The sequence below is a fragment of the Fluviicola sp. genome (genome assembly GCF_039596395.1).
In the GTDB taxonomy this organism is placed as follows: Bacteria; Bacteroidota; Bacteroidia; order Flavobacteriales_D; family Crocinitomicaceae; genus Fluviicola.
Genome location: NZ_JBCNJT010000001.1, coordinates 307,163 through 320,365 on the forward strand (window position 1 = coordinate 307,163; position 13,203 = coordinate 320,365).

Consider the following 13,203-nt stretch of genomic DNA (forward strand, 5'->3'; position numbering starts at 1 on the left):
ATCGTAGGTTTAAATGTTAATAATGTTAGAGTTTGGTTGCGTGTATGAGCTTAAGTTGATATCAACGACTACGGAACTTACGGTTGCGTAAGTGATTCCGTTATACAGCTTGTATGTAAATGTAAACTGGTAAGTTGCAAATGCATCCATGTCGAAATTCAGGTTCCGGCCGGTGACAAACATTTTTGACCGGTCTTTCGAATGGATGACATAGAAATCAGAAGCATTCCCCAGGGATGCCATCCTGGTGCCCGCCCATTGACGAACTTCCAGTGTTTCGGTAGGTTCCGTACTGGAAAGGTTCGGATCTGCTTTCGGCAATTTCGGATCATTGAACGGTTCCGGGTTGCGGATCAAAATTCCCAGAACTTTGTCTGTATCCGGGTGACGAATGATATTGAACTCCGTGGAAACCACACCGTGCAGTTTGTTGTAATCGATGTGGAAAACTCCGTTCATTAAGCGGTCAAACTGGTCGGCATACTGTTGCACCAATAAATCCGGAATCATCGGTAAATTATTGGTGAGCACGTGTTTTGCAAGATTGAGATCAATTTGAGGTGTGGGGATACCTGCTTTCTCTGCATGGATCACAAACACCGCCTCATTCAAAATGATGTCGTTAATATCCTTCTTCAGGATGTAACTGTTTACCTGCTCCCCGAAATTCGCGTAACGCGATGTCTGGAAAACATAACTGTGTACTACGGACTCATAATCCTTAGCAGCAAAAGCTCCGCCTATTTTCGGATTATATTTAGCAATAAACTGAGCAGTGTACAACTTAAGCGGTTTCAGGTCCAGTACCTTTTTAGTAGAGACATCAATCGGTGTCAGCGGCGTATAGCTCACACATGGATTTCCGTTGATCATCAGGTTGTTGAGCGTCATCACGTCGTTGTTAATACTATTGATATTAACAGGCGGAGTATTCAGCGCGCTAAGATGCGGAATGCTGTTGCCCACAAAGCTAAGCTGAGGATTTACCTCCGGAATGCCTGAATCTTCCGGGTCACGGATCAATACATCCAATGCGGATTTGGCAATTAATGGAACGTTTGAACCGGTTACGTGTTTGTAATCCACCCAATTGGAATAGAATTCATACACGTAGTTGTAGAGGTAGAACAATCTCAATTCAGCACCGACATAAAACAATGGTTTGGCATTGTGAATATCACCATCGGCGTTCGGATAGCATTTATCATAGTCGATGTAGTATTTCAGGGAAGACAATTTGAAATCATCCTCCCTGTCTTTTAGCTCCAAAGCAGCATAATCTTCCCGTTCCTTTTGAGGATCTGTCGCTCCCGAACTGTTATTGACCGGGTAATTGTGGTAATGGCCGATCGGACCGCCGGTTCTGAAACCATAAGCCATGTCCAGCGAGTAAGAGCCCATGGAAGCAGATCCGTTTTCACGGAACAAGCGGTCGGAAGTTTTTACCCGGATAGCGTAGATCGTATTCGGGCGCCAGATAGGTTGCAGGGTTTTATTGATCGTGTCTAACAAAGTTTGGTTATTGGCACTTTGCTGGGATGAAGTCGGAACGGTTGAATTGATCAGGCTGCTCTCGTGACTCAGATAACAAATGCGGTACAAACCGGTGCTGCAACTATCAAAACAATAGGACATCGGCAGGCAGGATCTTCCGATCACGTCAACAATGCGTTCTGCACCATTGATTAGGATCCGTACTTTCATGATAAAGTTGTAATTGATTCCTGCAGTAGCCCCGGTTGTATAAGGCAGAATGCTTTGTATACTCAAAATGTTATTGAAATCAAATCCTGCTTCAAAAACAAGCGGCCTGAAAGCATAATCGCAACGGTATCCGCGGTCATCGGAAATGGTCCACAACAGCCGCGACCCGGAAATGTAACCCTGGGTCAAAGTAACCGTGGTTTCCGCATAGTTCTGGTTCGAATACAAGCGGGTTCCCATATACACATTGGTGTATGTTACATGATCCAGTTCCTGGGTGTGTGTGAAGTGATTGTGGGAAATCAGTGTATTGAAGAACAGTTTCAGTTTATTCAACAAGTCCGTCGTTGATTCGGTCGTATTTAAACAGGTAATGTTCCTGGTCGTATCATCTTCTTTGTAACAGCTTACACTGGTGATTTTGATGTAATCTACCGATGATACCGGGTGTTCATATTCGATTTCACTAGCCCAATCCCCGGAAAAATAAGTCAGCGATTCGATCAACTCGTATTCGTAAGACGGTAAACCGCCGTTCAATACCGGCTCATCTGATCCGTCCACAATCGTTTTTTTCTCGTAATATTCGATCTCTACATTCGGAGCGGCAGAATTCAGAAGCATGAACACTTTGCGCATCGGTTCGGAGAAGAATACTTCCAGGCTTTCTCCCGGTTGAATAGCCAAAGCGTTCGGAACTCCCTGGTAAGGAAGCGGAAGAACGATGCCATTGCTGGTTAACCGGAACATGATTCCTTTATAGCTGTTGAGATCGCCGGCAGAGAACTCGTGGTAGACCTGGTCGTTGTCGAACGTGATACAGGTTTTTTTAATCTCATCTCCGGGACAGAAAATTGTAGAGGAGGTTATCCCCAGGTTTTCTACCGGAAGAGAACCCGTTTTCGCCGCGTAGGAAAGCGGAGAAGTCGCTAACAAACGCAATTTGTTATTGTAACCCGGTTTTTGCTGCTGCCAGTATCCCCACTTCATATTTTGCAGGGTTGTTGGGTCAATCAGCGCACCCACCGTATTCGGTGTATTCGGGAACATCGGAAGCAGTGCATTGTAGAAATCGTAGTCCTCCCATTTCGGAACGGCCGCATTTTCGTCCCAGTACTTGATTTCAATACTTTCAAAGAAGTACTCGTGCCTTACCCGGTCGGATTTCCCTTTTTGCGGCGGCACATAATCAATGTATTCGCTCGGACTGGAGATTCCACCCAGCTTCTCCAGGTTTCCACCTGTTCCTGTTACGTTCAGTCCTTTTTTGAATTCAATGTCAATAAACGTATCCACCGGCACACGGAAATCATCCAGTTCAAGACTTTCTATCCAGCCGCCGTCACCAGGATGTGGAAGTGGCGTCGCAGGAGCATTTCCCGGACCATCGTACAATATTCTTGCATCCAGGTTCAACGTTTCGCCCGTAACCATGTGATTGGACTTCGCAATTTTGTTCAGATCACTTGCTTCGGTTGAATTCGATCCTTCCGGAACATTTCCAAGCACGGGATTTCGCGAATTGTCCAGGTTGCTGTCGTAATTCCAGGTAAACTCAAAGTGTGCACATCGTTTCTTTTTCAGTACCTGCACACAAACTTCAAATTCCCCGGTAATGATATGCGGTTTAGGAGCTTCGGCTGCTAATGTGGCAGCACCGGAAACACTGAATCCGAGTCCGCAGCATTTCAGGGAAACCGTACCACCTAGCTGAATCGCACCACCGATCTGTTTCGGTCGGAAAGCAATTCGTCCCTTGGTATCCAGGTAGGCGGAAAGTTCGGCTTTCAACGGTCCGAATGATTTCTTCAGGGCAAAACTCACACCTGCTCCCGCGCGAATTCCGCTGTTCGAGATCATGAAGTAGAAGTACATGTTCAGGATGTCGAGTACACGCGCCTGAATGCGGTAAGAATCCGGTGATTCACGACCAATGTTGAAGTACCATGCTGCCGAGTTTCCAAAGAAGAAGCCAAGTTCTGTAACACCGTCAACAGTCACAACTTTCCCCGTTTTAGGACCGGTATCCGGCATTTTGTAATTGATTCCGAATCCGGCCTCGATGGAATGTTTGGTAATGGCAATAATGGCAAAGAATGGCGGATCGGGATTGGCGTCCAGCTTAATCCGGTCTTTCAGGAATTGTGCCTGGCCCTGGAACAGGAATACATCCGGCAAAGAAAGGAGGAAGAATAATTTCGAAGAAAAGGTTTTTCCGGCATCGCTTGATGTAGCCAATGAAACACCCGCTCCGAAACTAAATCCGTCCTTGATCAGGAACTTGGACGTTTGGATTCCTTCTTTGAAATCCGGGTCTATTTTGGCCTTGTAGTATTGCCACCATTCTGCATCTGCAGGAAGATCGGCTGCAAACTTGTCGGCCACGTATTTCTTACCGAACAGTGCCCGGAAACCATAAATTCCAAGCCCGGTTGTTCCGAGCAGGATAGGGGTAGAGATCTCAATTCCCAGGTCGACAATAAATGCCGGTACTTTCGGGTTCATGCGCATGGATGCACTCGCTTCCAAACCTTTGAATTTCGGAATGGACACATAGACACCTCCGGCGTATTCCGTACTGTTTTTCAGTACTTCTACCAGGGCCGGGGATGCATTCGGTGGGATTTTAGGATCCTTCATGGACAAGAATCCTTTAATGATCACAGCGGCGTCTTCCGGTTTCGCACTTCCCGGAATGATGATATCAATGGCCAGGCTTTCCAACCGGATAAACCATTCGAATTTATGATTGGAATTGAACGGGCCATCCACGGTGTAGTAATACTTAATCCCCTTTCCATTGGCATTGAAACCGCCCGGATTTGCACTCACGCCACCGTCGAACCCGAAGTATTTGTATTTTCTGTCGTCTTTTTCGAAGGACCCCAGGTGAATTGCAGTGATCGCAATTTTGGCCGGTCCCATTTTCAATTCGAATGCTTTCGGCAAATGGATGGAACCACCTTCGATCTCAAATTTACCATCATCGTAAATGATCAGCTTGTTGATATCGATCTTATCCGGCAAAAACTTCCCGATAGGCGGCTGCAGCAGGAAGTCGATATCGCCCGAACAACCCGCATAAAACCGCCCGTCTTCATGTTTTCCGAAGAAAAGGCTCTTCACATCAAACGCGAATACATTCGGAATAGTCAATACCGGAATGGCCTGGTTGACGGAAGCTGTGATGTCGAACTCGCCATTCTGCGCAATGTGGATATCGATAAAGATCTTCGCCGGATTCCCGGATGGATCTTTGAATCCCGGAATGGTCATGGCTCCTTTGATATCGGATTCCGTGATCGCATTCTGCTGGAAAGTCATGGAAAACGTATCCAGTTCGACCTCAAATCCGCTACCGAATTTAAGCTGGATCAACGGAGCAGGATCACCGGCAGTTAAGGCTCTTAAACCAATCGTTCCCGAAATACCACCGGTCCCAGCCAATAAATTGTCTACATACAATTCTCCCGTTGAAGGTGTAGTACCTGAATTATGCCCCCAGTCGGCAGGAAAACCGATAGTTCCATTCTTAATATACACCCCGATAAAATCATCCGGCCGGCCATCAGCTATTGCCTCCGGAATATTTTTGGTGCGGGAGAGGTCGAGTTTGAGGTCATCGAGTTCTAAGGTGAATTTCGTGCCTAGGATGAAGGATTTGGGGAAGTCGATGTTGGGATTAGGACTTAAATTGAATTCAAAGTTATTTTCAGTATCGTACACAATGCTTCCGACATCACAGGTTAAAATTGTTTTAGGTCCATGTGTTGCTGTATCTACCGGTTTAAAGATATTTTCGGGGAATTGTATTCCTAATGTTATATCTTCCAGTGAAAAGCCAAATTTGGGAAATAATAAACGATTCGCTAATTCAGATAAATCGAATTCCCCAAACCATTTTTGAAACAGCGCTTTAATTCGATCGATAATTTCTCCAATACCATTTATGGAGATGAAATCATTAAAAATGATTTCATACAGATCCAGGTTATTATTTGATAACTGTTCCAGGATATCATTGATCACTTGTCCAATATCGGAGTAATCAGAGATATTGAGTGTAGTTGTTGGATACCGGGTATTAAAATCAGAAACAAATGTTTGAAACGGGGTAATTGAATCCGAAAAAATAGTCACTGCTTCGTTTAAGAAATCTTCTGCCGAAATATTTAAAACATCTAAAAAAAGTTCATAATAGGCGCTCGGATTGCTCGAAAAACTAGCTGTGTTAAAATCCTTAATATATTTTAAGACTTCCCAAGAGTAATTAAATTGAACTGGAAATTCTGTTGTTTGCCCTGTTGATGAAGGGTTTAAGATAAGAGCTAAACCATTTGTACCTGGTATTTCAACTGAGATAGGGTTGAAGGTAACCAATTTCAAAGAGTAAAAAGCTAGATCACCATTTTGGTTTTTTTGTACTTGAAGATCCTTGTAAAAAATGTGATCTAAAAATCCAAATATATTTGAATCGAAGTCACCAAATTTTAAAGGTATTTGGTCAAGGGATACAAGATCGGTTATGGAAGGATAAAAATTGCTTATGGGATTAGTTGGCATAATATTCAGTTTAATTGAGAATTGTGATTTGAGTTATAAATTAGTTAGAAAAGGAGTGATTAATTTTTAAAGTGTACCACCTTGACCATACGCTTCCAAAATGACTTCACGGTTTTTAAATTCGGTGTATCTTAACTTAAAAGAGACCAATTTTATTCCACGAATATCATTTCCGTTACCTATTACTGGTGTGACGGCATTGGTATATATGTTATAGGTGATTTCAATGTCGTTAGCAAAACTACCTGTGTGTCCAGGTGCATTAGGAGCAGACCCTGGTCTGCGTTTTACAATGACGTTGGATAAGTTATTTGATGTCAGTGTCCCTTTTAATCGCCATTTGTATAAATCTTCAGCAGAATCAGCTGCGGTTTCATAATAACTTCCACGAACGTTCCAAGTACTTTGTGCCAAAACTTCAAGTTGATTGTTTGTATTTACTCTCAAGTCAAAAAATTCATCATTTTTGACTGTTTTGTCTAATTCACGAAGGTCTGTTTTACCATTAAATAGTTCTGCGGCTTTTGCAATAAGGTTAGCATTTGCCCCATTTAGCTGTGTTAAAGTATCTACAAGAGTATTACCGGAACCTCTTGGATTTGCGGTTAAGTCTGCTGTTGCTAGAGCAATCATTAATTGATGAATTTGTATAAGTTCTTCCCCATCAAGTTGCATTACTAGATTATTGATTTTTGATGGATAAGCTCCGCGTCTTCCTCCTATGCAAACATTGAATCTTTTAGCCGCGTTAGAGATATCACCGATTTTTTTTAAAAATTTAATTTGTTCCGGTAGCCATCCCATTCCTAAAATACTGGTGTTCGCACGTTCGAAAAGAGATGATTTATAGTTAATTGACGGGAAACTGGAACCACTATTCGGCGGATGAACATAGGAGTCATTGCCATTAAATGTATCAACTCCCCAAGTTAGTTTGCTAGTTGGATATCCATCAGAATTATAATCGGTTTTCAAAGATTCCGACCCGTTATTGGCTACTTGAATACCTGCCCAATCAAACCTGAGTTGTGTGTAATTAATAAGTTCAGAGTTGTATTTAAAAATCAGGCTGTTGTTATCAGGAAAGTTTTGACGTTTATTAACTCCGGAATAGACCCCTTTATTTTTGTTTTCGTTGTGGCCTCCAGCTTGAGCGTTGTTATTAATGATTAACTTAAATTGCTGTTCTGTAATTAAGATGTTTAATTTACTATAATCAGGAGGTAATAATCCTAAAACATTCTCTATTGGTCTTTTAGATGAATATAGCCCCTTGTAACTATGCCCACCGGGTGGATCTGGTAATGGAGACTCAAAAAAATAAGTATAGTTATTCACGAATATTTCTGCCGGATCAACTAGGGGATCGACAATAAGGGGGTTGTTTCTTTTTGCAGCTATATATCCATCAGGAAATACTCCAGTTTGTGTCGACATCAAATTATGTCTCCAGGCGTATTGAATAACGTATTCAGGATCATATTCAGGATGTATGGCAAGTGAGGTTGAAGAACTTGAATTCCCCCCAGCAGTAAATTGATTGTGAAGATAATCATTCCCGTTCCTTAACACCATTAATGCTGTGTATCTGTCAGATAATCCTAGAACGTGCCCCCATTCATGTGCAGGAACATTACCATTAGTTGAAAGATAAGGATCAGGATTCGTATGTTCAGGTTGTTTTTTATTGTCGAATACCATTCTACCCACTCTATCACCGTTATCATCATTTCTGATATATGATCTGCCACCAAGTTCTGCATCAACAACTATAATGCACTCCCCATCTATCAATTTCAGATAGTTATTTGGGCTTGGATTTGTATCAATGATGATAGTAGCATTGGTAATTACATTTCCATTCGGATCTCTAACTGTGACTTTGTCGTTACGAAGTATTCCGCAAATCGTATTAATGACAATACCGTCATGATTTGTTACAACGGGATTTTCAATATCAGAAAGGTCAAATGTACTATTCAAGTATCTTGGTAAGCCAAGATTAGTGTCTGAATTCCAAATTTGTTGGATATTTTCCGCAAAATGTTTTAAATAGATGGCGAAACTTGCGTCTGAAATATTGTTCTGGACGAAATAAATTTTAGAACAAATGGAATAAGTTGTTATACCTGAAGTAGGTGTGTCATTTTCTTTTAAAATCTTAAAACCACGTTCACTGCTTTTAAATGATGGATTAAGAGCAGTCCTTGTACGAACAAGTATTGGTCCATCGTCCAAACGACTTGCTTTTATTTCGGCGCTATTCCCATCTGTTCTATCATACAATAAAACCCTTGAAAGAACGTCGTATTTTGTTAGAGTGGTTCCTGGGATTTGAGCATTCAAAACATCATATTCCGGAATTTGAACTTCTTTTACTTCAACGTTACCACTAGTGCTTAAATAATATCCTCTTAAGACCAATTCAAATTTGGCATAATAAATAGTAAATACATCTGAAGTATAAATGTCAGTGTACACCTGGCTGCCCATACTCAGTTTTTTGAAGCCCAGAGAAACTCTGAAACCGTTTAAAAAACCAGCATTTGAAGCGGTAGTCGTGATTCTTTCAAATTCTGATTTGCTTAAGTGTACTTGTTTGAAGTCGAGCGGGGTGCTATTAAAAAAATCTTCCAGTGCTGTGGAACTTTTAGCTGCAACAATCCTTAGTTTAGGATAGTCTCCGTGCGAATCTTGAGGCTCACCGGTTAACTCAATTTCTGTGTAATCAATATTATTTAGGTTCTTAATTAATTCGTCAATTCCTGGAGAATTATTGGAATGTCCGATTTTTGAAGCAAAAGAGAAGAAACTGTTCTTTTCTTTCTTGGAATTATAATTAGTTGTGGCATACGTAAACAATATTTTGTTCTGATTTGTATCCTCTGTAATTCCGATATTGGAAATGCTGGAGTCAAAATTATGTCTGAGATCATTGATGCACCTTTCTGTATAGTATACCTGTGTTCTGGATTTAGCAACTGTTCCGGTTGCTTGGGGTAGAATCATGTCAAGTGGCTGGAAAATATTATCCAGAGGTTCTCTTGACCTTAAGATTGTATTTAATCCGAGTGGTTCAGGAAGGGATTCTATAATTCTGAGGTATTTAATTTTAATATACGTTGAAATAGGTTCTGTAACATTATTAGCATTATAATTAGGGACTAAAACCTCTAAAGCAGTTTGATTTTCCGATTTAATCGAGGTAAAATCCGCCAGTGGCTGCCCAATTTGATTGAAATAAAATAAATCAATGAATTTTTTACTTCGTTTTTTGCGTTCGAAGAATTTGGCTTTATCAGGGACTTCTCCGGATGCAATATATATGAAAGGACTATAGTTATCTCCCTTAGGGAAATTTATGAATAAGTGATTTTTTGAATCTGAATTATTGGGATTTCCGGAGATAAAATCTGACAAATAAAATTTCAGAAGAGGCCATGAATTGACGTAGTAATTTATTGGAACAGGAGAATTCGTATTGGCAGATGCATAGATAATTCTATTACCATTAGTAGCATAGTTACCGAAGTAATCTAACGAATAATCTAATTCATTTCTAATATCCAGATAAACAGTGTTTTTATTAAAAAAGACAACTTTACTCCCAAGACCCTTAATTATGTTTTCATAAATTTCGTTTCCACTGCATTTTGTAGAAGAGGCATTTCCGGAAGAGTCTGTGGTATTAAATTTAAGAGAGGAATAATAGAAACATCCAAAAAATGCACAGGGATCGATATAATTCAAGATTATTTCCCGTTTGTTGTTATTTTGAAAGACATCAGCCTGAGAAGAAGATGCAGGTTGAGGAACATGAATAATTGTTTCCAGTTTTGTAGCATCATTAACCGTAGGTTCGAACCCCATTACTTCTAATATGATTTCAAACCCCAAACTTGCGTCGTCAAAAACACCAAGAGATTCTCCAGAATTGATATACTGATATTGAGAGCCGGAATCTTTAAAAAACGTCTTATATAATGGAGTTGTACCACCGGAAATTTGGTTTGGCAAAAACTGAGAGAGCTCAGGAATAGCCGGTAATGTATTATTTGGCTGATTCAGTAATTTTTGATAGTTGGAATTTATCCGTCGTAAGAGATCAATATTGTTTGCAGGTACTGACGAGTTAAAAGGTTTAATAGTGTTAGTCGAAGTATCAATAATGGAACTTTTTTTAATTCCTTTATATACATAGTACTTAATATACCCAATATCTATCTGTGGTTGATTTTTAGGTTTTAATACGATATTAACAAGGTTGGGTAAGGCATTTCCTGAGGTATCGACCACGTTGTCAATGATAATAATATCGCCTTCAGTTACAGCATAAGCATACGCGTTGTTTCCTGAGTGCATACTTGTTACACGGTACTTTTCGGTTGGAGTTGTCTGGTCAGGTCCGTATGCTTGAACAACCGTTTGATTATTTAATTTATCAGGGTCAGTGAAGAAAAAAAAGTGTGGCATATTTATTTTTTTATAAAATGATTATTAAAGATGATTAGGATGACTGTCAAAAAAATTCTGGGAAATAAAGAGGAGAATTGAATGTTCTGGATGCTTTAATAAATCAACATCCGTAAAAAAGAAAAAATCAGCCATGGTTAGTGGTTTTAAATGTGGCGTTAGTTAATAAAAAATCAATCACAATAGGTATGAAACTGCATACGTTTCCGCAGAGAAAATGAGGGACCCATAACGGATGCCAGATAATATCTTAAGAAGTAAACCCAGAAAGTAACTTGACCAGACTTAATGTAAGGAGAGGTTTTTCAATGAATAAGGTTAGAACTGTGTGGGTAGTGATCTAATAAAACTAAAAGTAAGGAATATTATTGTATCGGCAAGGAAAGAAATTGTTAATTAACGAATAAAAATTGCAGAAATGAGCAGTGACGCGGGTATCACGTCACTGCTAAATACGAATCGGTTATTTGGGAGAAATCGTGTTGTTTAATTCCCTGTTTTGATACTTTTTATAGTCAGCGTCAGGAAGGTGCTCACTACCCGGAAACCAATTGTGGGCTTCGCTTCCGTAACTCCTTTGTAAGGATCTGGCGCGTAGATTTTAATATCATCGCCGTAACTACGCCATGAGCCGCCTGCTGTTCCGGGTTCACTTCTGTCCATTCCTTCATAAACCATTTCGGCAGCATTTCCGGCCATGTTGTATAAACCCAGTGCATTCGGCCAAAAGGATTTGGAAGGTGCAAGAATGTCTGCGTTGTCGTAGATTATCGTGTTTCGCCATCTTGAGGTATCAATTTGATCTTTCACAATATCGTGGGTGAAATTTGCCTGGAATGAACCGCGAGAATTGCGGCGGTATTGCCCGTCCCAGGGATAAGGAAGCTGCTTGCCTTCATTGCTGGCTGCTTTTACCCATTCCGCGCGGAGCGGTAAGCGCACATCATTGAACTGGGCTTCTTTATCCGTTCCAACGTATTTGCGAACCTCTTCTGAAAGCCACTTGCAATACAATTCGGCTCCTTCGCGGCTTATATTGACTACAGGGAAATCATTGAAAGCGGGATGTGAGAAATACTGTTCTTCCCAGGCTTTTCCACCGTCTTTGAGTTCTTTGTTCCAGGCCGATTGATCCGGTTTTGCTTTCAGGAATTCGCTTTTTCGGTCCTGGATGAGCAAATCAAACAGGAATGTGCGGTACTCGAAGTTGGTGACTTCACCCGTTCCGATGTAAAACGCCTGCACGGAAATCAGCTTCCCGTTGTAATCGAAACTTCCGCTTGGAACGTAAACATAAGTGCTTTTGTCGTGCTTGGCCAATGCTTTCAGCATGGCTTTTTTCTTCTTTCTGGTAGTTGCGATTTCTTCTTCGGTCAGTTTCGGGAACTGGTAGGCAGGATCGTCCAACGTTTTAATAGAAGCTGTTTTGCGGTCGTACCCATTTTCCCGGATTTCCACGCGGTCATTTTCAGGGTTTAGGGTTAACGGCAATTCCGTAACCAGTTCCTGGATGGTTGCCAGGAAAGGCGCTTCTTTCGGTGTGTTGATCTGTTTGGAGGGTGGTTTTGGGGTTTGCTGAGCAGGAATGGAAGTGTTTGAAGATATACGGGATTCTGTTTTCGCCGGTTGGGTTTGCTGAGGTGTGTTATTCGTTTCTCCGCTGTTCCACAAAAGGAAGAGGGAGATGCTTAAGGTGCTTACAGTTGTTAACATGATGATCCATTTTTTGGTGAATACTTGTTTCGTTTGGGGTTTATTCACCGCAGGATTGTTCAAAGAAGCAAGGAATGTGTCTTTGGTCTGTTCAAACGACTGCATCACCGGATCCTGTTTCGCACCGGCGAAAAGCTGATCTAATTGTTGTTGCTTATCCATGACTTTGTACTGTTTTTAAAGAAGCTTCATACGTGAGGATTTTCATCAGTTTTTCACGTCCCCGCTTCAGGCGTTGTTTTACAGCTGATTCGGATGCGTTTTGAATGACAGTAATCTCCTGGATGCTGAATCCCGATATTTCGAAAAGGATGATACTTTCCCGTTGCTCTGCCGACAATTGAGCCAATGCTTCATACAAATAATGAACGTCTGCATGAGATTGCGGATTGGCGTTCCTGTCGCGGATTTGCAGGTGCATATTTCCTTCCGGAATGCGGTTTTCGCGCTTCTTTTGGTGATAATTCCCTAAAACACGTACACAAATGCTGAACAAAAAAGAAAGAAAGGCTTCCGTTGACCGCAGGGAATCAAATTTTTCATAAGCCACCAAAAGGGTGTCGTTCATCAAATCCCTGTAATCCATTTCCGTATAAACCCGCGCCCTGCAGAAGCGTTCAAACCGTTCATGAACCGGTTCGTAGAGTTTTAGAAATGCGTCCTGTTTGTCCTTCATGCTTGTTGATCACGTATTGGTACAACTGTATGTTTGACAAAAATGGAAAAAGTTACATGAAAACACGTAATGAC

4 protein-coding genes are annotated in these 13,203 nt (G+C 41.2%); all 4 read right to left on the reverse strand.

Features of this window, described 5'->3' with window-relative positions; genetic code table 11:
• Positions 1–9: 9 nt before the first annotated feature.
• The gene (locus ABDW02_RS01230) at positions 10–5,844 is read right to left on the reverse strand and encodes a hypothetical protein (protein WP_343631335.1); all 5,835 of its coding nucleotides are present in this window, start codon (positions 5,842–5,844) and stop codon (positions 10–12) included.
• Between the two features lie 489 nt (positions 5,845–6,333).
• Positions 6,334–10,740, reverse strand: a complete 4,407-nt coding sequence (locus tag ABDW02_RS01235) for a hypothetical protein (RefSeq protein WP_343631337.1) — start codon at positions 10,738–10,740, stop codon at positions 6,334–6,336.
• 486 nt (positions 10,741–11,226) lie between these two features.
• Positions 11,227–12,615, reverse strand: coding sequence for an SUMF1/EgtB/PvdO family nonheme iron enzyme (locus ABDW02_RS01240; RefSeq protein ID WP_343631339.1), 1,389 nt, complete (start codon positions 12,613–12,615; stop codon positions 11,227–11,229).
• Positions 12,608–13,129 (reverse strand): RNA polymerase sigma factor, encoded by a 522-nt coding sequence (locus ABDW02_RS01245; protein WP_343631341.1) that lies wholly within the window; start codon positions 13,127–13,129, stop codon positions 12,608–12,610. The genes ABDW02_RS01240 and ABDW02_RS01245 overlap by 8 nt, the downstream gene beginning before the upstream one ends.
• Positions 13,130–13,203: the final 74 nt, after the last annotated feature.

Coding starts and splice junctions, on each gene's coding strand:
- ABDW02_RS01235 (WP_343631337.1), bottom strand. CDS start 10,740: ATGCCACACTTTTTTTTCTTCACTGACCCTGATAAATTAAATAATCAA.
- ABDW02_RS01240 (WP_343631339.1), bottom strand. CDS start 12,615: ATGGATAAGCAACAACAATTAGATCAGCTTTTCGCCGGTGCGAAACAG.
- ABDW02_RS01245 (WP_343631341.1), bottom strand. CDS start 13,129: ATGAAGGACAAACAGGACGCATTTCTAAAACTCTACGAACCGGTTCAT.